This window comes from Mycoplasma pogonae (genome assembly GCF_054170725.1).
Window position 1 is genome coordinate 19,359 of the sequence record NZ_JBSWZS010000014.1, and the last position, 23,466, is coordinate 42,824.

General features: G+C 26.3%; 19 protein-coding genes, 1 tRNA gene and 1 other RNA gene. 7 read left to right on the forward strand and 14 right to left on the reverse strand.

Annotated elements, in window-relative coordinates; all coding sequences use genetic code 4:
* Window positions 1-169 precede the first annotated feature (169 nt).
* Together ACW95P_RS04360 and ACW95P_RS04365 are read right to left on the reverse strand one after the other, a co-directional pair.
* A complete protein-coding gene (locus tag ACW95P_RS04360; RefSeq protein ID WP_457962032.1) occupies window positions 170-2,065 on the reverse strand; it encodes a hypothetical protein in 1,896 nt (631 codons plus the stop codon).
* Window positions 2,066-2,103: 38 nt separating this feature from the next.
* On the reverse strand, window positions 2,104-2,298 hold the full coding sequence (locus ACW95P_RS04365; protein ID WP_457962033.1) for a hypothetical protein: 195 nt from the start codon (window positions 2,296-2,298) through the stop codon (window positions 2,104-2,106).
* Window positions 2,299-2,515: 217 nt separating this feature from the next.
* Here ACW95P_RS04365 and ACW95P_RS04370 point away from each other — a divergent pair, with 217 nt between their 5' ends.
* Together ACW95P_RS04370 and ACW95P_RS04375 are read left to right on the forward strand one after the other, a co-directional pair.
* Window positions 2,516-2,650 carry a hypothetical protein gene (locus tag ACW95P_RS04370; protein WP_457962034.1) on the forward strand — a complete coding sequence of 45 codons (135 nt, stop codon included), beginning with the start codon at window positions 2,516-2,518 and terminating at the stop codon, window positions 2,648-2,650.
* Between the two features lie 426 nt (window positions 2,651-3,076).
* The gene (locus ACW95P_RS04375; RefSeq protein ID WP_457962035.1) at window positions 3,077-3,295 is read left to right on the forward strand and encodes a hypothetical protein; all 219 of its coding nucleotides are present in this window, start codon (window positions 3,077-3,079) and stop codon (window positions 3,293-3,295) included.
* Between the two features lie 593 nt (window positions 3,296-3,888).
* Here the strand turns inward: ACW95P_RS04375 and ACW95P_RS04380 are convergent.
* Together ACW95P_RS04380 and ACW95P_RS04385 are read right to left on the reverse strand one after the other, a co-directional pair.
* Window positions 3,889-4,851: a hypothetical protein gene (locus ACW95P_RS04380; protein WP_457962036.1), complete on the reverse strand. Its 963-nt coding sequence runs from the start codon at window positions 4,849-4,851 to the stop codon at window positions 3,889-3,891.
* Between the two features lie 212 nt (window positions 4,852-5,063).
* Window positions 5,064-6,527, reverse strand: a complete 1,464-nt coding sequence (locus tag ACW95P_RS04385) for an amino acid permease (RefSeq protein WP_457962037.1) — start codon at window positions 6,525-6,527, stop codon at window positions 5,064-5,066.
* A gap of 359 nt (window positions 6,528-6,886) precedes the next feature.
* On the opposite strand from ACW95P_RS04385, the gene ACW95P_RS04390 reads away from it, so the two are divergent.
* Window positions 6,887-7,612, forward strand: a complete 726-nt coding sequence (locus ACW95P_RS04390) for a hypothetical protein (RefSeq protein ID WP_457962038.1) — start codon at window positions 6,887-6,889, stop codon at window positions 7,610-7,612.
* A 1-nt stretch (window position 7,613) separates the two neighbouring features.
* Window positions 7,614-8,540, forward strand: coding sequence for a DNA methyltransferase family protein (locus tag ACW95P_RS04395; RefSeq protein WP_457962039.1), 927 nt, complete (start codon window positions 7,614-7,616; stop codon window positions 8,538-8,540).
* Window positions 8,541-8,565: 25 nt separating this feature from the next.
* Here ACW95P_RS04395 and ACW95P_RS04400 read toward each other — a convergent pair whose 3' ends face one another.
* From ACW95P_RS04400 to ACW95P_RS04420, 5 genes are all read right to left on the reverse strand, one after another.
* Entirely contained in the window at window positions 8,566-9,774 is a 1,209-nt protein-coding gene (locus tag ACW95P_RS04400; RefSeq protein WP_457962040.1) for a replication-associated recombination protein A, read from the reverse strand.
* A gap of 6 nt (window positions 9,775-9,780) precedes the next feature.
* Window positions 9,781-10,626: an HAD family hydrolase gene (locus ACW95P_RS04405; RefSeq protein ID WP_457962041.1), complete on the reverse strand. Its 846-nt coding sequence runs from the start codon at window positions 10,624-10,626 to the stop codon at window positions 9,781-9,783.
* A 263-nt stretch (window positions 10,627-10,889) separates the two neighbouring features.
* Window positions 10,890-11,975, reverse strand: coding sequence for a nicotinate-nucleotide adenylyltransferase (locus ACW95P_RS04410; RefSeq protein WP_457962042.1), 1,086 nt, complete (start codon window positions 11,973-11,975; stop codon window positions 10,890-10,892).
* Window positions 11,976-11,997: 22 nt separating this feature from the next.
* Window positions 11,998-13,242 (reverse strand): Y-family DNA polymerase, encoded by a 1,245-nt coding sequence (locus ACW95P_RS04415; protein ID WP_457962043.1) that lies wholly within the window; start codon window positions 13,240-13,242, stop codon window positions 11,998-12,000.
* A 78-nt stretch (window positions 13,243-13,320) separates the two neighbouring features.
* Window positions 13,321-13,405 (reverse strand) — tRNA-Leu (locus tag ACW95P_RS04420).
* 119 nt (window positions 13,406-13,524) lie between these two features.
* On the opposite strand from ACW95P_RS04420, the gene ACW95P_RS04425 reads away from it, so the two are divergent.
* Window positions 13,525-16,038, forward strand: coding sequence for a DUF31 family putative serine protease (locus ACW95P_RS04425; RefSeq protein WP_457962044.1), 2,514 nt, complete (start codon window positions 13,525-13,527; stop codon window positions 16,036-16,038).
* A 58-nt stretch (window positions 16,039-16,096) separates the two neighbouring features.
* On the opposite strand, the gene ACW95P_RS04430 is transcribed toward ACW95P_RS04425, so the two are convergent.
* From ACW95P_RS04430 to ACW95P_RS04445, 4 genes are all read right to left on the reverse strand, one after another.
* Window positions 16,097-16,483 (reverse strand): hypothetical protein, encoded by a 387-nt coding sequence (locus ACW95P_RS04430; protein ID WP_457962046.1) that lies wholly within the window; start codon window positions 16,481-16,483, stop codon window positions 16,097-16,099.
* Window positions 16,473-17,411, reverse strand: coding sequence for a 1-phosphofructokinase (locus tag ACW95P_RS04435; RefSeq protein WP_457962047.1), 939 nt, complete (start codon window positions 17,409-17,411; stop codon window positions 16,473-16,475). The genes ACW95P_RS04430 and ACW95P_RS04435 overlap by 11 nt, the downstream gene beginning before the upstream one ends.
* A 6-nt stretch (window positions 17,412-17,417) precedes the next feature.
* Window positions 17,418-19,562 carry a PTS fructose transporter subunit IIABC gene (locus ACW95P_RS04440; RefSeq protein WP_457962048.1) on the reverse strand — a complete coding sequence of 715 codons (2,145 nt, stop codon included), beginning with the start codon at window positions 19,560-19,562 and terminating at the stop codon, window positions 17,418-17,420.
* Window positions 19,563-19,632: 70 nt separating this feature from the next.
* Entirely contained in the window at window positions 19,633-20,373 is a 741-nt protein-coding gene (locus ACW95P_RS04445; RefSeq protein ID WP_457962049.1) for a DeoR/GlpR family DNA-binding transcription regulator, read from the reverse strand.
* A gap of 218 nt (window positions 20,374-20,591) precedes the next feature.
* Between ACW95P_RS04445 and smpB the strand changes: the two genes are divergently transcribed.
* Window positions 20,592-21,047, forward strand: a complete 456-nt coding sequence (gene smpB / locus ACW95P_RS04450; protein ID WP_457962050.1) for an SsrA-binding protein SmpB — start codon at window positions 20,592-20,594, stop codon at window positions 21,045-21,047.
* Window positions 21,038-21,418, forward strand: a transfer-messenger RNA (tmRNA) gene (ssrA, locus tag ACW95P_RS04455). Before smpB ends, ssrA begins: the two co-directional genes overlap by 10 nt.
* A gap of 242 nt (window positions 21,419-21,660) precedes the next feature.
* Here ssrA and ACW95P_RS04460 read toward each other — a convergent pair.
* Entirely contained in the window at window positions 21,661-22,806 is a 1,146-nt protein-coding gene (locus ACW95P_RS04460; RefSeq protein WP_457962051.1) for a hypothetical protein, read from the reverse strand.
* Between the last annotated feature and the right edge of the window lie 660 nt (window positions 22,807-23,466).

The following is a 23,466-nucleotide window of genomic DNA, read 5'->3' on the forward strand; positions in this document are numbered from 1 at the left end:
AAAAACAAAAATATTTTAATTTAATGTAAAAATTATAACAGGTAAAAAACTTAATAAGGTTTTTTTGAATTTATTAGAAAAAATAGAGAGATGTTTATTTTTTATATTTTTTTATGTAAAAAAATCTAAAATTAAACATGATTTTTGTAATAGTTTGTTTAAAAATTATTTACTTTATCAATTGATATTTAAATAATTTATTTTTAATTTTTTTATCATAATATTCATTAAGATTTTTTTTAAGTTCTGAAATTAAAATATCTAAATCATTATATTTATGTTTATAGATTGGTTTATTGTCTTTGGTAAAATTACCGGTTGGGATAATTAAATTAATCTCTTTATCAATTTGCATCAAACCATAAATTAAATTTGGATTATATTCCGGTTTTTTCTTCGCTTGGCTAAGTATTTCTTTTCAGAGTTCAATTATTTTTCTGTCATCATTATCAATTAATGAATTTTTACTTAATAATAATTTTTTATAAATTTTATCAGCTTTTGATTCTTGATTCAGCCCGAAAGGATTCACTAAATTTTTTTCTAAATCACTAATACATTGATTTTTATGTGTTAGTGAACTTCAAATAAAACAAGATTTTAAAAATTCTTTATCTTTCATATATTCATCATACCCATCAGATGATTTTATAATAATTTCTTTTTCTGTATAATCTTTTGCTTTGTAATTATTAACAACTCATAAAGGTAAATAATTATAAGCTTCTTCTATTTTATATTTTCTAAATGTTACATGTTTATTAATTTTATAATTAATTAAATTACCGTTTTTAAAATCAGGTGTTCCTTGGCTAGAAATAATTATTAAATCATAATTATCATCTTTAACTTCTTTTGATTTATCAAAAATTTTATTTATATTTCTATATATTTTTCTAACCTTAATTAGTTTATTTTCTAGTGTTCTAAAATTAATTGAATCATTAGAATCATTTATATTTTGTCAATGAATTAATGATACACCAGAAGAGCTAGTAGTATTAAAAAATTTTCGATTACATAAAAAAGCATCTAAAACTATCTTGTCAACAATATGTTGTGTTTTTCAATATTTAATTGGAGAAAATAATATATAACTATCATTTGCTTTTTTTAAATAGTACTTAAATGCACTTCAAATAAATAAATTTGCAATGTCATTAGAATATGCTTGTGATCCATACTTTATGTTGTTATTATTTTTATCTTCTTTCATCATTTTTTTGACAAAAATATCATTTATTTTAAAACTTGTTTTGGATCTTGTTGTTTCACCTGTAGGTTCTGAAAATGGTGGATTTTCTAACATTATTATAGTCATTTTAGGATTGTTAATTAAATCATTAAGTGGTTTATAATTAATAAATGATTCACTTAATGCATCTCCATTAGTCAATAAACCTTCTTCATTTCTATATTCATTAGTTGGAGGTATAAGCATCCTAACTCTTTCGCCATAAATCCCTTTAAGAGTGGCTCATTCAGTATAATCATAAGTATTTAAAACACAATGGCTTAATTCTTCTTGAGTTAAAAATTTTTGAAGATTACCAGTTCCTGCACATCTATCTAAAATAATATAATCATTCCCTTTTGGTACATGAGTAATTGCTTTTCTAAGCATTTTAGTAGCTTCTTCAACATAAATATCAGGTGTAAAAAATGCTCCTAATTTCTTTTTTAATAATGAATTACCCAATAGATTCATATTAAAAGTTAATCAATTATTTTTATTTCTATCTTTTTTTTCTAATTCAATTTGTTTTTCTCAGTTAAATGGTTTAATCTTTAGATATTGTGGATTAATAAATTCTTTTTTAACATCTTCTTTGGTTGCTTTTTTAAATTTTTCACAAAATTTATTATTTCAAGATACAATGCTATATTCGTCAATCCAACCTTCTAGTTCATCTTTATGAATTAAAAATTCCTCTGGAGTAGACCAACTCATTTCATTACTATGAGTTTGGTTTATATTATCAATTTTGTATCATATTCTTTCATTTAAAGAAATAAGATATGAATATCTAGGAGGATTTATCCCAGATGAGTTATATGCTTGCACATATCTTCTAATTTGTTCTTTATGTTTTGATAAATCTGTTATATTAAGTTTAAACTCAAATAATACACCTTCGATCCTTCCATCTGTATTACATGAATAGTCAACTCGCAGCTCTCTCTCTCTCTCTCTCTCTCTTTACTTTTGATATTGTTTCCTTGTTTGTTTAAATAAGGAATTAATATATCGTAAAATTCTCTCATTCCGTTTTGCTCTGTTAAATATTGTTTTTTCATTTTTCTCCTATTTTAAAAATAAATATAATAATTCTCAAATTATAAAGCTAGTGTGTAAAATGATAAAACATAATAAATCTGTAAGTAATAAATTTAATTAATAATTTTTATAAATCCAAAAAATAATTACTTTTTATTTAATTTGTTTTTTCTTATTTCTAATTAATTCTTATGAATTTTAAATATTATAACTTTTAAAATGAGGTGCTCCAAAAATTTGAAAAAACTAGGGGCGCATTTTTATGTCAAAATTAACAAAAGAACAAAAATTAGAAATTTATCTAAAAAATACAATGTTAACAAATCTATAATTTATAACTTAATAAGAATTGCTAATAAACACGAAATTTAAGTTTTTGAAAAATAAAAAATAAAATTATTCTGATGAAACAAAAATAAAAGCAATTGATAAAATTTTACAGATGTTGCTTTGTTGAAATACTACTTATTTTCCCTGTTTTACTTTGTAATTTAGTTAAATATTATATAGAAAATGGTTGCAATTTAATTACTAAAAAAAAAGTAAGTAAAAAAATGCAAAAAAACAAACTAAAAAACAAAGCTCTTAGTATGGGTATACAAAATCAAAAAACAGATCAAAACAAAAGCAATAATTGTCATTTATTTACAATAAAATTATCAATTTAGGTTATTGTTCAAGGCTGCGAAACTTTCTAAATATATTTATTATTATTATTATTAAATAAAAAGAATTGATTACAATAAAGATCAATTACTTAAAAAATAAATTACTAAAATTTTTATAAAACGCAAAAAGATGCAGTTACCAAAGTATTCATGCCAAATTAAGCAAAAAAATGGTAATAAATGAAAAAAAGCGCAAAGATTAATGTCTTTATTTGCTTCAAAAACAAAATCTAAATATGTCGGTATAGAGGGAACAACAGCGAAATTTTCTTTAATCACTTGTTTGCTACACAAGCAAGTCATGATAAAATCCAAAACCAAAAAAAGACTTTTTAACTACAAAAATTAATCAAAAATGTGCAGCCAATGTTAACAATCCACCTTTAAAAATCAAAAAATATTTTTTCCCAATTATGGATTTATATATTCTCAAAATTATTGCCTATGATATTTTTAAATGTCCAAACTTTGAGCAAATTAAAAAAATATTAAAAAAGCTTTTAGTAAGCTTAAAAATTTAAAAGGATTGATTTTTTACTCTGATCAAGGTTGGCAATATCAAATACATCAATACATTGAAGCTTTAAAAATTAAAGGTATTACTCAATCAATGTCAAGAAAAGATAATTAATTAAACAACTCAATTATCAAAACTTTTTTGGGATTTTAAAAATAGGGATGTTTTATGAGTATAAAAAAAATTAAAGACGTTAAAAATTTATATGCAGCAATCAAAAAATAAATTAAATATTATAATCATAAAAAAATATTAATTAGATTAAATAAAATGACCTTTCTTGAATTCGTGGATCATTCAAATATGCAAAATATAAAGTTTAATTTTTTGGGGTAAGTAAAAAATATTTTTATAAATGATTTGGTTCTTTAAATATTATGTTTTAAAAATTTGTTTATGAATTGAATAATAAAAAAATATTTAAACTAATCATTATCAATTGATTCTTTGATAAATGGTTTTATTATTTCAAAATCATCTAATGTTTTAAGAATTATTTTAACTTCACCACTTCCTCAATGACCTTTACCTGATAAATTTTCAATTTTTTTTATATCTTTCATTTTATTAGTGTCATATTTAATATTCACTCAAACTGAAATTGTTTTTTGTCTTATTTCGTAAGAAATAATTATTCTTTTGTTTTTATTGCAAATATTAGTTCAATGAATTCAATGATTTTCTACATAATTAGGAACAAAGCTACTAATATAGTTTAGCATTTTTTCAAGTATCAATTTTCTATCACCATTAATCTCCGGATAAAATTTATTATAGTTATTTAGTCTTTTAGTTTCTATTGCATAACTAACTTCATTTTTGTTATTAGTTTTTTTATTGATAATGTTTTTTTCGCTATTATTTAAAAGTTTTTTTCCTGCTACAATATCAAAACTAATTAATGATGTTTCTCTATATTTTGTATATGTTACTAATGTGACATACTCTTTAATATTTACATCACTTTTTACGGCCTTAATGTATTTATTATCATATCTATTTGCTATGCAAACTATTTTTACGGTAATATTATTCTTACTTGTGAATTTTTTAAATAATTTAGGATATTCTTTTAGTACTAAATTAACTAAAATATGATAATTTTTTTGAACTAATTCTTTGTAATTTAAAGTTTGCACAATTATATCTGTACCTGATTTTAATTTATACTCAAATATTACAATATTGCCATCATTATCAATTGCTATAGTATCAGTTCTGCCTTTACCATAAAAATCATTAAAAGTTAGTTCAGTTTTTAAAATATTAACATTAAATAATTGAAACATGTTTTTTTCAACTATTTTTTGAATTTCTTTTTCATAATCAAAAGAATCTTTTTCGATGATTTTATTATTTTCAAAATCAAATAAAATTTTTTCTGACATATTATTCCCTTATAATTTAAATTAAATAAAAAAATGCATCTTTATTTAAAATGTTTTATAAATTATATAAAAAATAATAATTAAAATTAATAAATTCAAAGTAATATTAAATTTTGATTCAATTGTTTATAATACATTAATATTTTTACAACTTTTTTAAAAAAGCGAATGCAACAACATCAAATTATTTTTATGATTTACATAGTTTAATTTTACATACTTTTATTTTTAGGAATTGCTAGCAATAGCGAAACTACAATAGTTATTATTAGAATAATAATTGATACAAGTGAGGCTTTAAAATCATCGCCATCAGTTAGTCAAATGTTGCTAATTGAACCAATTAAGAAAAATAAAAACGCTCCAAAAGTAAAGATAATTGCAATTACTGCGGCTGGCATAAATCATTTATTATGTTTTACATCAGTAAATTTTTTAAATCGATTAATAAAAGCTCCTAAAACTGAAATTCCAATAAATAAATATGCAATAATTGACACAAATGAAGAGGCTAAATTGATTGTCTGATATAAATTAGCTACTTCACCATATTGTTCTTCTCTTGATTTATTATTTTCTCTTCACAATCCTAATCCTAATGAAGCAATTAATACAAATGCAATGGCTATTAAACCAATAAAGAAAATAAAAATTGCATTTAAATCTTTTTTGATTTTAAAAACTTTTTTGATTTTATCAATTACATATGTAAAAAGTGGTAATTCTTTTTCTTGATAAGAAGCCAAATAGTTTGGTGTAGCACTAATAGTGTAACCATTTAAAGTTGATAACACAGCGATTGATATCAATGCTTGTAATGTCTTTTTAAATCAAGCTGGATAAATATTTACTCCATTAATTGTTCCATTAGTTGAACCTACAATTAATCCAATTGTTGTCATTAAATATAAAATTGATACTAAAATTAATGAAAACATCATTATAGTTGAAACTTTTTTTGGTTCTTTCATATCACTTTTTAAACAAGTAATTGTGTAAAAACCATCAAAAGAAAACATAATTGAAGGAATTGCCATTGTTAATCCTAAAAATGGTGTAACACTCGAAAATCCTGGTGCGCTTTTAATACCACTTAATGCTGTTATTACATTACCTGATTCATCTACAATATCACCCTTAGCTCCTAAAACAATAGCGATAATTGGAATGATAGTTAAAGGAATAATATTTCCAAATATTGTAAAAATTCATTGCAAACTTCCTGAAGCACGAACCGAAATATAAGAAGTTATTGCAAGTCATAAAAAAATTCCAAAAGCCATCAATGTAACTAATCACCCATCAGGTTTTCACCCTGGAATTAAATCTTGAATTGCATTAATGGTATATACACTAATTGAAACTATTGTAATTGGTAAATAAAATAGTAATCAATAATTTGTTGCTGATCTTAATAAAAAAGTTTTAGTAAACTTTTTTACCCACGCCAAGATACCTTTATTATCATTAATTTTACTTGACATTTCAATTAAACAAATCGCAATTGCTAGAATCCCAATTATTGCAATAATTCATGACAATATTGATAAGGCTAAATCACCACCATTGTGTTCTAAAACGGTTCTATTTTTAAAAAATATTCCCGAACCAATTACTGTTCCGACTGACACAGCCATGGCTGTTAAAAAACCTATTTTTTTAGACTTTTTAGTCACTTTTTTACCTCCTTACAGGAATTGAAGTTTTGTATGATTTTAATTTTAAATATTACATTAAAATTTGCTATTTAATTATAAAAAACATTTTTAAAATTTTATTTAAAAATGTTTTTTGAAAAAAATAAATTAGTTTCATAAAAATTTTGCATAGTATAATTTGCACAAAAATATTTGAATTAATTCTAAATATAAGATTTGCAGCAATATTGAAGAGAGAAAAATATGAAAAATATTAAATTAATAAAAGAAATAAATAGACAAGAGAGAGAGAGAGAGAGAGAGAGTCACGCTGAAATGATTTATTAAATTTTTTTAAACACATTCAAGATAATAAAAAAATATTATACAACTCAGCAATGAAGGGTGAGCAATTTGAAGAATCAATAAAATCAGCATTAAAAAAATTTAAATTTACTGAAATATCCAGCAAAAACAAAGAAGAAGAAATATCTATTTTAATTGATAAAGATAAAAAATATGTAACAAATAAACTAAACAATTTAAAAAACAATATTTTGTCAAAAGAACAAAATCTGGAATTTATAACTAATCCTTTTGATGAAATAAATCAAAATTTTATATTTCAATTTAATGGATCACAAAATTTTCCTGATATTTTGATTTTCTGTGATAAATACATTTTTCCATTGGAAATTAAATATACAAAAGATAAAAATGGAAAAAACACAAAAAGTATGCCAAAATGAAATTCAAATTTACCTAAAAACAATAGTATATACATATATGGAAAAAATGGTGAAAACTTAACTTTCTTTCAAGGAGATGATTTCGTTAGTGATGAAGCTAGAGGTATTTTAGTAAATTTTTTTCATGAACTTACAGAAAAAGAAATGGAGTTATTACAAAAAACTAAAAATGATATATTGAATCTAAAAAGAAAAATGGATTCCAATCCTTTCGGATTAAAACCATACATAAGAAAAGACTATAACTACGATCTTAAATTTAGCACAAAAGAAAATAATAATAATTTAAGTATTTTCGAAATAGCTAATGAAAAGCAATGAGAAAAAAATGTTTTAGAAACAATAGAAAATTTAAAAAGAAAAGCAATGGAATAAAATGAATAAAAATTTAGATCAATTTTATACTAATCCAAAAATATGTGATAAGTTAGTTACTAAAATATTCAATTTGTTACCAAGCACTAAAAATTTTAATTTTATAGAACCATCAGCCGGAACGGGAAATTTTATTCATGCACTAAAAAAACAAAATATTAGAAGTAACAAAATTAAGTCATATGATATAGATCCAAAATCAGAAGATATCATTAAATCTGATTACTTAAAAACAAAAATTAATTACAATAAAAAAAATTTTATTATAGGGAACCCACCTTTTGGGAAACGAGCTAAATTAGCGATTGAATTTTTAAACAAAGGATTAAATGAAGCTGATTATGTTGCGATGATTTTACCTAAAACATTTAATCGCTTCTCAGTTCAAAAACAAATTAAAAAAAATGCTAAATTAATATACTCAGAAACTTTGGAAAGAGAAGCTTTTTTAGTTGATAACAAAGCTTATAATGTAAATTGTGTTTTTCAAATTTGAGTTAACGAAAATATTATATTAGCTACAAAAGATAAAAGACTCAAATCAAATCTAACTAATAAAGATAATCAAGATTTTGAATTATTTATTCATAATAACACTGATCAAACCAAAAAATATTTTAATAAAAAAATTTATAAATGAGATTTTGCAGTTGTTAGACAAGGATATTATGATTACAATAAAAAAATCACAAAAGAAAATGAATTAATTCCAAATCGACAATATCTATTTGTTAAATGTAATAATGAAATTGCTAAAAAAATAATTGATTTAGTAGATTTTGAAAAATTAGCCAAAACAACAAGTACAACAGTTTATGGCTTTAGTAATTCTGATTTAATTAAAGAATATAATAAATTTAAATTTTTGATTTATCTTTTAAATGAAAATGACATAGAAAGTCTTAAAAATTTGTGAATTATTGATTAAAAAATAAATAGCTTTATAAAAATAGCTATTTATTTTTTATTTGATTCCAAAATTTTTCTAAGCCTTGCTCATGTTTATTATTAGCGGCTTGATAAAATTTTGTGCCTTGTAATTCTTTTGGTAAATACATTTGTTTCACATAATGATTTTCATAGTCATGGGGGTATAAATAATCTACCCCCACTCCTAATTTAGAAGCACTTGCATAATGACTATCTTGTAAATGTTTGGGAACGGTATAAATTTTGCCAGTTGCTACAGCTTGACGAGCTTTAGCAAAAGCTAAATAAGTGCTATTGCTTTTAGGACTTAAGGCTAATTCACAAATTATTTGTCCAATTGGTAAATAACCCTCGGGTTCGCCTAATCTTTCAAATATTTGAATTGCAGCTTGAACTTTAATTCCCATATTGGGATTAGCTAGCCCAACATCTTCGTATGCCACTGCCATGATTCTTCTTCATAAACCATCAATGTCACCACTTTTAATAATTAAGGCTCCATAATACAAAGCTGCATCAACATCACTACCACGTAATGATTTATGAAAAGCACTTAAATTATTATAGTGAGCATCCCCATTTTTATCACTATAAAAATTAATATTTGGCAATACTTTTTGGACATCAGTAATTGTGATTGTTTTATTTTGATAAATTAAATTTAAAATGCTTAAATTATTAATTAAATTGCGAAAATCACCGCTTGAATAATCTACTAATGCTTCAATCACTTTTTGATTTGCACTGAATTTTAAAATTGTTTTTTCTTTTAATCATTTTTTAACAGCAATCACCATTGACTCCGGTGCTATTTTTTGTAATTCCAAAATTTGCATGCGGCTGCGAATTGCTGGATTAACTTTAAAATACGGATTTTCTGTAGTGGTTGCATAAACTATTAATGTTTGTTTTTCTAATGCTGCTAATAACAAATCTTGCTTATCACGATTTAAACGATGAATCTCATCAATAATTAAAACTTTAGCTTGTTGCATTTTTTCTATTAATGCTGCTTTATTTTCAATTGCAGCATTAAAAAAAGCAAAATCTTGAGTCTGATTTTGTGCTAATATTAATGCTAATGAAGTTTTGCCAACCCCACTTTGACCATAAAAAATCACTGACATGGGATTAGCATGAGTTATTAAAGCTTGTAAGAGTGGTTTAAGATGTTCTTGGCCTAAAATATCATTTAATGTTTTAGGACGAAGAATTTCATTTAAATTTTGCATTTGTAATTAATAATATTTTTCTAATCATCTTTCTAAAAATTGCCCAACACCATTTTCATCATTAGTTTCAGTTGCATAATTAGCATTAGCCTGTACATGATTTGATGCTTGACCCATTGCTACAGCCGTTTTAACAACTTTAAACATGGGAATATCATTATCTTGATCACCAAAAGCGATTGTTTTTTCAAGATCTAATAAACGAGATTTTTGTAAAAACTTTAAACCCTCACCTTTATCAGAACCTTGGGGCATAATATCTCAAATTCCCGGTTGGGAATTAATAAAATACACATTTTTATCTGCAAAATCTGCTTTTAAAGCTTCGATATTTTTAATTGGTGTTTCGTTATCTAAAATTAAAAATTTAACAATATCAAAAGCCTTGATATCGAATTTATCATCAATTGCTTTTAAATTAAAACGCGCTTCCGGGCGTGAATTAGCAATTTCTGATTCTAATCAACTAATCCGTTGACTAGGAGTTTGTGAGATTCAATAGTACATTTCTTGATCAGTATAAACTAAAAAATTTAGTTTTAATCTTTTTAGTTTTTTATAAATCATTTCTGATAATGTTTTTTCAATTGGATTAACAAATAATGTTTTTTGATTTACTACATCATAAACTAAGGCGCCATTGCAAGAAATAATTGGCGTTGTACAACCAACTGTATATCAAGTCTGACTAATAAAATATCATGGGCGTCCTGAAGCCAAGAATACTTCAAAACCTTTAGCACGAACCTTATTAATCATTTCTAAATTGAATTCACTAACTTGATGTTGTGAATTTAGTAGTGTTCCATCTAAATCAAACACAACACTTGGATGTAAAGCTTTTTTTAACATCTCAACTCCTTTTGAGCAAGTTTTATTATTAATATTAAATATATTTGCTCTAGCATTAATTTTTGAATATTGAAATTACTTAATATCAAAAATTACTCAACATTATTAATTTTAACACTATTTAAAGCAGAAACTTATCTAAATTTATAAAGTGGTTAATATTTTTGACAATTCATAAAAAATTAGCAAAAAAAATATGCATTATAGAAACTTGCAAAATTTTTATAATGCATATTTTTTAAGTTTATTGTTACTAGTAAATATTATTTGTGATTAATTCACTTTAGATAAATCGCTTCTTGTTCGGGAGTGATTTCGATTCCTGCTGCTTTATTTTCATCCCAAACATATTGCACAACCGTTTTAAAAGCAGCTTCAAAATTTTGAAATGCCAATTCACGAACTTTTTGGATTCCCGGAAATTTTCGCCCTCGTGCTAATTTATCAGCCATAAACACAATTTTATCTAAATCGGATTTTAATTCCAATGCTAATGAAGTGTGGATGGAAATGGCATGGATAATTTCCGGTTTTGGTAAAAAGTATTCTTTTTCCAATCACACCGCAGCTGTAGTTTGGTGTAATTGATAATTTCGATATTGACCCTGATCATAACCATGCTTAGCCAAAAAATCACGCTGAACATCATATGGCATGTTTTTAGTTAAATCATGCATCATTCCAGCGAAAAAAGCATCACGAGCATCATATTTTAAATGTTTAGCATATTCAGCAGCTAAATCCCCTGTTGCCAAACAATGTTTATGACGTTTGGCATCAACTGCATTTTTTAACATCTCACCAGCATATAAAAAATGTTGACCGATGTAATGTCGCACTGCTAAATCGGCAACTTCTAATTTGCCATGTACAAATTCCGTTGATGAAAAGTCATAAATTTTATTATTTAACAATTCACACTTAAATTTTTTTAAATTAATTTTATTAATTGTTTTACTACGGCGAAATACTACAATCTTAGCGATTTGGGAAATTTGTTCAATTTTTTTTCATTTATTTAACTTTGGTAAATTATCTGAACCAATAATTAAATATAACTCAGCTTTAGGAAATTTTTGCTTAAAATACTCTACTGTGTCAATAGTATAGCTAACATTTTTGCGATTAGTTTCAAATTCTGAAATTACTGTTTTGGGAGGTTGAACCAATTTTAACATAGCAATACGGTGTTGTGAAGACACATATTGCAAGCCTTTTTTAAAAGGATTTTGATAATTTGGAACAAAATAAAGTTTATCAAGGCCTAAATATTCAATTGCATCATTAGCAACTGCAACATGGCCTTTGTGAACCGGATTAAATGATCCACCATAAATTGCTATTTTCATTTTTTAAATGATACAAGAAAATTTAATTTTTTTTCAGAATAAAATCTTCTTCTAGCAATCGCGATTGCACCTGTTTCTTGCGAAAATTTTTAGCATAGTTTTGCAATGAATCTACTTGCTTAGTAGTAAATTTTTGATTAATATCATTAATAATTTTTGCCACTTTTAAAGTAGTTTTAGTTTCGGATTGTTCAAAAATTGTCATTTGAATTGTTTGGTGAAAATTATCAATAATATTAGCAGCTGAAAAACCAATACCACGCAACGGTTTTTCATCCCAATATTTATCAAAAAGTTTTAAGGCAATGGTGTATAAATCATCGAAATTATGCAGCGGTTTTTCAACTGTAATGCGTTTGGTGAAATTTTTATGATTTTGTAATTTAAATTCAAATGTAAAAACAGTTGCATAACTATTACGATTAATTAATCGTGTTGCTACTTTCAAACAAATTTGTTTCACTACATCTAAAATTAGTGCCCGCGAATCTAAATAGGCTTGGGCAAATGTAACACTATTACCAATTTGTTTTAAATCATTACGTTCAGTAATGATTTTATCATCGCCCTTGCCTAATGCATTGGCTCTCAAACTCAAAGCCCGCTTTCCTAAAATAGCTTGAATTGTTTCATTTTCAAAGTTAGCACGAGCAAAATCACCAATTGTTTTAATTCCACTTTGTTGCAATTTATCAGCACTAGATTTTCCGATTCCATAAAATTGATGAATTTTTAAAGGGTACAAAATTTGCTGAAAATTAGTTTCGGTTAATTCGCAAATTCCAAATGGTTTGGCAAAATTTGTCGCCATTTTTGCTAAAAATTTATTTCAAGCAATACCAATTGATACCGGCAAATCTAATTGCTTATTAATTGTTTGTTGCATCATTTTTGCTAAATTGTAATTCCCATATTTTTGGGCTAAATCGGTTACATCTAAGTAACATTCATCAATTGAAATAATTTCAATTTTAGTAGTTCATTTTTTGGAAATAAGTTCAAAAAACATCGTTGATAAATAAGTATAAAGTTCATAATTAGGATTTACAATAATTAAATGTGGAAAATTCCGTTTTAATTTAAAAACGGGGTCAGTTACATCAATTCCTAGTTTTCGTGCTTCATACGATACCGCTGTCGCAATGGCGCGAGGACGATTCCAAGCTATCACTACTGGTTTGTTTTTAAGTGAGTGGTTGATTGAACGCTGAGCTGAAACAAAAAAAGAATCAATATCGATATGAAAAATAACTTTTTTATGACTCATAAGTAATTAAATTATAATCAAAGCATAAAAAAAATGCTAAAAAGCACTTTAATATTTAAAATGGTGTATTACTACATATGGTGGCTCATATCGGACTCGAACCGATACGCCGTGAAGCAGAAGATTTTGAGTCTACCGTGTCTACCAATTTCACCAATGAGCCAATTTAACTTACTATTAAATTTTATCCTATTTTGTATTTTTTAATAAATAAATAATGTAAAATTAAAAGTAATTTTAATTTTAAACTTAATTATTTGGTGTTTTAAAAAGGGAGTGGTTTTGTTTAGTAATAAAAAACCTTGAAGTAGGATATGATTATCGTTGTTTGGCTTACTTGTAATTATCGTCTCCGCTGGTGGGGCGGGTTATTATTTTATTAATGAAGCTAGAAAGAGTCAATTTCTCAATCCTATCAACATTCCCAATTACAATATTTCTGGCGAGGATATTGTCAAAGCCGAAATTAGTCAAGCTTATAGTAATGTTAAAGCTTCGCAATTTAATAAAATAGTTAATAATATCAAAATTAATGATTTAAAATTAACATTACGTCCTAATGTAAGTGAAAACCAAATTAAAAGCCGTTACAATTTTAGTTTTGCGGTTGTGAAAAATTCAGCAAATGATGATACTGGAACCTTATTACTAGAATTGCAATTAAGTGATAAAAATACTACTAGTCCTAAAAATGAAACTAAAAATATTGTTTTAAGTGGATTTGTTGCAAAACAAAATTTTGTAAATACTGAAGAATTGTGATTTAGTAATCGATTAAACGAAATTAAAAATTTAAAATTAAAAAACCCTAACCAAAAACTTACAACTGAAAATTTTTGAGAAGTAATTGATACTTCACAATCTTTTTTGCAGTTAGCTAAAAATAATTATAGTTTAAAAGCAATTACAAATCCCAATGATTATTCTTTAATTCCTAGTGTTGAAGTCATAGATGAAGTTAAAAAACAATATGCCGTGTTGTTAAAATTGCAAGCAAATTTTGATACTACTAAAAATTTGAGTAAAGTTTTTTTAATTAATACTGAATTCAATCAGGCTAACTGGAAGTTAAATTTAGATAGTGAATTAGAAAAATTATTGTTACCAGCTAACTTAGCAAGCTTAAGTTCTAACCAACTTGGACAACTTTTTTTAAAAGATTTAACCAAATCTCAAGGTAGTGTAATTAGCATCATTAATCAAGCTAACAATAATGCAAATGGTGACATTTATTTAGTTGAAAAAACTATTGATAATAAATTAAATTATGCTCATTATAAATTAAATAATTACAACAAATTATTTAATCAAATTATTAGTGATAACAAAGATTTTTTAAAAAACCAATTGCTTGAACAATTTAGTTTGTCCAATCCAAAAGATTACCATGATATGCTACAAATTTTCAATGACTCTAGTCGTTATAATTATCGCTTTGCCAAAGTAATTTCAGAGCTAAAAGAAATTTATAAACACCGGAGTCAAAAACTTTTTGAAAAATATAATATTTTTGATGTGACTGAAATTTTTGATTTAAAAAATCCACTTATTTCTAAAATTAATGATAAAAATTATATGATTTGGGAATTTGTAGATTTAACTAATACAGTACATAGTGTTTATTATGAATTTGCTAAAACTAACTCCAAAGAAACTGATTTTAATAGCCAAAATTTAGCTATTAAAAGTAGTACAGCATTAGCCGAAGAAATTCAAAAGCGGAGCATTTCTTTATCATTTTTAGCACAAAACAATAACGATAATTCGGTTTATATTTATAGTGGTACTGGATGGGTGATTGATAAAAGTTTAGAAGAAAAAAATACTTATTTTATTGCTACTAATATTCATGTTGTCGAAAACGCTGAAGCTAAATGAAATAATATCTCTGGCTTTGCATATTCTTTATATAATGATCGTGATGAAATTTATAATATAAGCGGTGATAAAACTAATCTTGTTCCGATTAATCCTTTCATTACAAACCGCAATAGTTATGATTTTCGTAGATACACTAAACAATATCAAAATCAAAAAAGTTCAGAATTAAGACAAATCAACAATGATGCTCATTTTTGGGAAAGTTTTAAAATTTATAATGTTGGCGCCCATGTTTCAAATCAATATGGTATGGATTTGGCGGTTATTAAAATTAAATTTGATGCTGATGTAATTGATCAAAATGGCCAAATTATTGAAAAAAATATTCCCGATGCTGTACATTATTATGAAAAGCAACAGCAAAATCCTTTAACTAAATTACGTTTTATTACACAAACTAATAATTCATTCAAATGACCTCAACGTGAATATAATTATAATTTTAATTTTATTAACCAAAATGACACTGAACTAGAAATTCATATTGGCGGTTATTTGGGTGGAACACAATGAGTTTATAATAGTTCTTCCGCTTGACTTTCTAATACCGGTGATCTTGATAATCAAATTGTATATTATAATAATTATGATAGCAACAACCCTGAACGCCATGCCTTAATACGAAATAATTATCAAGTTTCCTCACTATATACTCGCGTTGGTAAGGGTATGTCTGGATCTATGGCCTTAGATCAATATGGGAGGGTGATTGGAATTTTTTGAGGTAGCGCACAATTTCGTGATAGAGACAATAATACTCTTAATGATGAAAATGCTAAAATTTTAAATAACGGCGCAGCTAAAGTTGAGCTTATTGGAATCAAAGTACCCGGAGCACAAAAAAGTTTGTTAGAAGCTTGATTAGAACTTACTCAAGACCAAATAACTGAATTAGACAACTATGATTTAAGCTAAAAAACAATTAAAACCTTCTCAAAGTATGAGAAGGTTTTATATTTTGACTTTGGTATTATTAATTAGTTGCTGCTGTTTTGAACTCTTGCTCTGCAAATGGTGTTTCAGCGTCTGCAAATTGAGCAACTAATTTATATTTAGTATTAGCAGTTAATTCATTAAAATCAACTGTTAAGCTTGTTTTAATATCTGCTGCTTTAAATAAATAAGTATTAATTTTGGCAGTAGTATCATTTAATTTTTGGATTGTTACTTTTAAGTCTTGCTTTTTATTAACATGACTTAATAAATTATTTAGCGTTACCTTAGCGGTTGTTTCTGTTGTGGTAACCGCTACTACAGGATGGTAACTAGCCGCTTCGGAAACAACAGCAATTACTCCACCTAAAATTGGCAAAGCAATTAAAGCTGAAATCGCTGAAATTTTTAGTCATTTATTTTTCATCATTACCTTCTTTATGAATTGCAGTAATTGCAATATGATTAAAATATTTTTGTGTTAATTCTGCAGTTGTTAATCACATTTGTGCTACAGTGCCCATTGCCGCTGCAGAAGCAATTTGAAGCGCTTCTGCAGCAGTTTTTTGTTTTGTTCAATAATAGGCTCCAAACGTTGAAATAAGTGTATCGCCAGCTCCGGTAGCTGAAACAACTTTAGCTAATGGTTTAGTAATTAAAGCCTTATAAATTTCACCGGCTGCTGTCAATAAATAAGATCCATGAGAATCAAAAGAAATAATAACATTTTGAGCTCCATGTCTTTGCAACATTTGCAATGCCATAATTACATCCGCTTCTGAATTAATGGTCATGTTAAAATTTTTTTCTAATTCATCCTTGTTAGGTTTAATCAAAAATGGTTGGTAAGCCAAAAAATTTCGAAAATCAGAGCTATCAACATCTAAGATAAAAGCAGTTTGACGTTGCTTTAAGATTTCCAAAATTTTGATAAGCACTGGCGTTTCACTCAAACCCATAATAATTAATAAATCATCATTAGTTAATTGTTGCAACTTCGCTTCCAACATTTGCCATTGTTGCTCTGTTAATGGCATTTTAGGCCCGTTTAATTCAAATTCAGTATTAGTACCATAAAATTTGACATTAATTCGTGTTCGAGCTTGGCTTGCAATATTGATGAAGTCTAAATTTTCTTGAGCAATTAAGTGCTGAATCGAATTAAGTGTAGCTTGATCAAAAAAACTAATTGCTTTATTTTTAAATCCTAAGCGGGTTAAAACAACTGAAGCATTAACCCCTTTACCTCCTGGTAAAAGTTGAAAATGATTAAATCGATTAACTTTATGCAGCGTAAATTCTTGTCCTTCAATTACATAATCAATCGAAGGAGCAAATGTTAATGTATAAATCATATATGACTACTTAGTTACTGAAGTGTGATTTTGTTGAATTTCAGCTACAGGTTGGTTAGCTTTAACTTGATTTTTTTTAACAAATTCACGTTTTAGTAAAAAGTGTAACACTAAAGCTTGAACAAACATACCAACAATTAAAGCAACTAGCATAAATACAATTCCTAATCCAATTGATAGTTCTAGTGAACTTGCTAAACCAGTTCTAAATAATGGTGCAATAAAGATTCCACCATGCGGTGCTAGTGCTCCAACTTGTAGTGCTCCAACTAATAATCCAGCAACTCCCCCGCCAACAAGGTTAGAAATTAGCATCACTTTTGGCCGTGCTGCGGTGAAAGGAATTGCTCCTTCTGTAATGAAAGAAAATCCTAAAATTCAATTGCTTTTAGCTGCCTTAATTTCCTCATCTTTTCAATATTTTTTCGAAATTGTAGTTGATAATGCAATCCCTAAAGGCGGCACCATTCCAGCGATAATAGCCGCTGCCATCGCTACTGAACCATTAGCTGCAACTTCAGGGTCTTTTAATGTTTCTGTTAAAGCAACAGTTCCGAAAACATATGCTGCCTTGTTAATTGGTCCACCTAAGTCAGTTGCCATCATTAAACCTATTACTAATGCTAATAATATAAATAATGATGGATTAGAACCTAATAAGCCTAAGAATTTAGTAAAGCCTAAATTTAAATATTGTAATGGAATATTTACAAATCAGAAAATCCCTAAAATTAAAGCTGTTCCAAATAATGGCACCACTAAAATTGAAACAATTCCTTTTCATTGTTGTGAAACTTTGTTAAATAAGTATTTATGTAACACAATTAAAATGGCTGCTGCTAAAAAAGCTCCTCCAATTGCACCAAAAAATCCGGAGTTAACGTCACCACCTAAAATATTTAATCCTAAAGCATCAGAAATTTGAGTTCAAGTGGCATTGTAATTTTTAGTAGCAATAAAACCTACTAAAAATCCTGGTAATAATCCCATTTTACCAACCATAGCATAAGTAATGTAGGCCGATAAAATTGGCACCATAATCCCAAATGCTAAACCACCTAATGACATAAATCATTGCGATGTTTTAGCAATACTTCCAAAGTTAGATCCCACCGCTTCGATAGCCCCAATTTGAGCCACAAAAATCATGTCAAATAAAAATGCTAATGCAATGAAAATTCCTCCGAAAATAACAAATGGTAACATGTATGACACACCAGTTAAAATTGAGCGATAAGCATTTTTACCAAAGTTATTAAAACTTAATTCTCCAACTTGCTGTGAATCACCTGCTGCTTTAGTAACATTTTTTAATTTATTACCAGCATCCTCTTTAACTTGCTTAAATAATTTTTCAGGCTCATGAATCGCTTTGCGAGTTGAAGTTTCAATAACATTTAAATGTTCTGCAAAGCGTTCGGTATCAATCGCTCTATCAAGTGCCAAGATCACGCCTTTAGCATATTTAATATCTTCCGGAGTTAACACATTTTTAGCTCCTTCAGTACCCTGAGTTTCTACTTTGATTCGCAAATTATGCGCTTTAGCAGTTTGTTCTAATTTTTCTGCCGCCATAAAAGTATGTGCAATTCCTGTTGGACAAGCAGTTACAGCCACAATGTCATAAGCTTCTGATTTTGTAGGTGCTACTGAAGAGGTAATTTTTTCTTCTGCCGTTGCCACTTCTTTAACTATTGCTTGTTCATATTTATCAAATAATTTAATTAATTTTGTAGGTGCTTTAATAGTTTTTAAATCAGCTACAAAATCTGGATTCATTAATAATTTTGATAAATTGGCAATAACTTCAAGGTGAGAACTATCACCACCTTCTTTAGTCATTGCAATTCCGAAAATGTAGTTAATATCTTGACCATCAGCTGCATCTCAATCTAATGGTTTCACTTGAGCAAAAAAGATTTTGCTTTGCTTCATGACATCATCACGAATGTGTGGAAGAGCAATCCCTTCGCCCACGCCGGTTGAAATTTGATTTTCTCGTTCTCAAAATAAGTCTAAGACTTTTTTACCGCTTCTTGCAAACCCTTTTTGTTTTAAAGTTTTGCTAATAAATTCCAAAACAGCAGCTTTAGAGCTAAATTTTTGATTAAAAAAAATCAAATTTTTATCTAGTAAATTTGAAATTTTCATAAAATCTATTCCTTGTAATTTAAGTTTGATAAAAATTTTTTTCTTTTTTTACAAATTTAATCCTTTGTTGTTACTCTTTATTTTTAATTAAAAATAAATTTGGAAATTCTTTTTTAGTATTGTAGTTAGTAACTACTAAGATGTTTTTGTTTTTTGGGGTAAAGTTATAAAATGCTTTTTGACCAAATTTATGCTTTTCAGCTAGAACTACAACTAAATCTGAATGGGTTGCAATAAAGTTTTTCATAATTCCTTCATTAATATCAGGAGTTGATAAATTACCTTCATCATCAATTCCATTAGTTCCTAGAAAAGCAATTTGGAATCGCAAGTTTTCCAAGTGTCTTAAATCAGGATTGATTGAAGACAAGGTCCTATTTTTAACTTTCCCACCAATAATATAAACATCTGTAAAACCAATTTCTAATGCATGCATTGCATTAAAAATTGAGTTAGTATAAATATGGGTTGAACGATTTAATTTATCAATTAGGTAGTAACATGATGAACCACCATCTATATAAACATGAGTATAATCTTTAGCTAAAATAGCTGCAGTAGAAGCGATTGAAAGTTTTACATTTTTATTAACATTAATTTCTTCAAAAGCAATTTTTTCACTATGAATTTTTACTTCATTGTAAATAATTTCTCCAAAATTACGAATAATAAAACCTTCATGCTCTAATTTAATTAAATATCTTCTAGTAGTACTTTTTGTTAAATTAAAATGTTCTTCAATATCGACTGGTTTGACGATTTTTTCGCGTTTTAAATATTCTTTAATCTTATTTTCAACTAAGATTTTCATAATCACTTCCTTATTCTTTCGTTATTTATATTTAATTATTATACCTTCTTTGTGAATAATGATGAATTTTTTAATTCAATTTCTGGTAAAAGTTCAATTAAGTTAATTTTTTTTCCAAAAAAATAACTATTAAAAATTTAAATTTGTTAAAAAGGATTAAAAAAATTTGCTGCTTTGAATAATTTTTATTGTTATAATTAGAGCATTCAATTAACAAAATGAAAGGAATTATGAAAGTTATTACAAACAACAAGCAAGCACGCTTTAATTATGAACTGGTTGAAAAATTTGAAGCTGGATTAAGTTTGCTAGGTTGGGAAGTAAAATCAATTCGGGCTGGAAATGTAAATTTAAAAAATGCTTTTGTAGCTTTTAAAAATAATGAATTATTTTTAATTAATGCTCACATCTCTTTATACATGGCAGTCAAAGGTGAAGAAAATGGCTCGCGGAAATTGTTATTAAATAAGCGGGAAATTAAACGTTTAAAAGAGAAACAAGAACAAAATGGATTTACAATTGTGCCAACAAAACTTTATTGAAATAATCGTAATTTTGTTAAAATTGAAATAGCTTTAGCACGCGGAAAAAACAAAAGTGATAAACGCCAAACAATCAAAGAACGTGATACACTGCGTGAAATGGCGAGAGAAATTTCTAAAATGGGGGTGTAATGGCTTCGACATGCATTATAAACTCCTTGATGCAGTAGTGTGGTAGACTATAAATACTTCTAGGCTTTTTCAAAACGGAAAAGAAAAATCAAACGAAGATTATTCAGCATTAGCTTTTAATTCTTCATTCAACTCAAATCTAGCTTACGCTTAATTGTAACTAGTCAGTCAATGAAACTCCCGGTTCATTGCACTGTGTGATGGGATATGCAGAAGGACTCAGTTAAATTTTGCAGAATTACAACTGGATAAGTTTTCAAAATTTTGAATTTTTTACTAGAATAACTTATTAATATTAAAAAATTCTAAACTGTAGACTCAATGAGTGCAATAATGTGTGGACTCGGGTTCAATTCCCGACATCTCCACCATTTTTTTTATTTATTTTTTTAATGTTTTTTCTTTATTTTCTAACATCAATGATGTTAGAAAATTATATTTACTTGCAGCAGCTATGAAAATTAGTTAAATTGCAATTGCAGCAACTGGGATAATACTTAAAAATTTATTATTTTGTTCATATTTCATGTTTTTCCTTTAATTTTTCAAAATAAAAATACACTAATGCAATTTAAATTGCTATTAATGTATTTTTAGTATCATTAAAAATAAATTATTTTAATTCAGCTTTAGGTCAAAAAAGAAATTTATTTTTACCATCATTTAAAAATTGCTTTCAAGAATCTTCGATTTCTTGTTTAGTTCAATTTTCTTTTAATTTAATGGGGTTAATTTTAGGATAAAAGTATTTTGGAATTAAAGAAATAGTATTATTAGGTAATTGTTTTAATAAAGAATTTTCAAGTGACAAAATACCCAAATTAACAAAAGATAAAATTTTAGATTTTAATGGGAAAAATACTTCATTTTCATCTTTAATAACCTCCTTATAAATATCACGATCATTAATATCATTCCCTAAATCTAAATCTTGTAAAAAAACCTTTTCGCTATCTATCGAAAGATTGAATTCTGGGTTTAAAACGTATTCTGAGGATATATTTAAATCAGTTAAAAGAGATAAAAATTTAGTTTGATTATTTTTAAATGATTTTTCAATATCATTTTCATCAATTAAAGTCAGAAAAGCAATTTGCAAATCTAATCAGTCGTCTAAATATTTAATTATTATATATCTTTGTCCAGAAAGTAATGCTATTGGAACACTTAAATTAAAAGCTGATAAATCAACTGTTTCATCAAATTTTTTAGCTTTTACATTTAATTCATTACTAAATAATCTTTTAGGTTCATACATATATTTAATAAGTTCTAAGTGACTTTCATCTTTAGTTAATTTATCTTGATAAATAATAAGTCTTTTTGCTAATGAATCATTATTTAAATCTTTTACAGATTCTCAGTTTTTTCTTAAATATTCTACATCTCCTAATAATGTTTTTGCTTCATAATGTTTAGCCAACAACGCAGCCTTAAAAGCTTCAGGATTGTTTCTTAATCCAGGAGATTCTAAATCAATTACCTTATCTAAATTACGAACTCAGTTTCATACTTTTTCATATCCTTGATCTTCTCGTTCAGGTCAAGGGAAACTTGCTGAAACCTGATTTGAATCAGAAGTTACATTACCAAGATTTTTAGGGGTGCTAGGAGTTTTGATTTTATTTCTGGCCTCATCTTGTCAATTGTAACCTTCACCAGGATTTTGAACACTTGAAGTTTTTACTCCACAAGCAATTAAAACATTAGGAAAAATTATTGATAAACCCATTAAACTAAATCATTTTTTCTTACCCATATTTAAAACCTTTTTATATAAAATAAAATATTTTTGTTATATTAATTTTTATATTTTTATTATATTTTATTTATATAAATATTAATGTAGTTAATTATATTTGTCAATATAATTAATAGTAATATAAAAACGGACAAAAAAAAGTAAACTTTAAATGATTTTAAAATCGATACAATATTCGGTCGTTCGAGACTTGGAAGTTTATTTTTTATTATGGCGCACCATTAGAATGATTAGAAGCTTTTGACATGTATGAAAAAAGTTATGGTAGTTGCACATATTTTAAAAATGATATTGTAATGAATTTAATAGAAAAAACAATAGGCAAACAAAGCATAATTTTAAGAAAAAGTATTTAGGTTTGAAATATCTAATGATATAGAAATATTAGAATCAAAAACAGGAAAATTTTTTAAGAAAAATAAATGTGTAGACAAAAACCTAAGCTACTTTCAGATGCAGAATTATGAGAAATTTATAATAAATTGGCAAACTAGAAAAGTTTATTTTTTAAAAGTTATAATGAAGTAATTGAAAAAAAGAGACTAAAAAAGATAAAAATGAAGTGGCTCAATCTTTAGGCGCTAAACAAATGTGAAATTAAATTTTTCAAATATCTAAATCAGGAATGCGGAAACTTCATCAAAAAAAAAAAAAAAA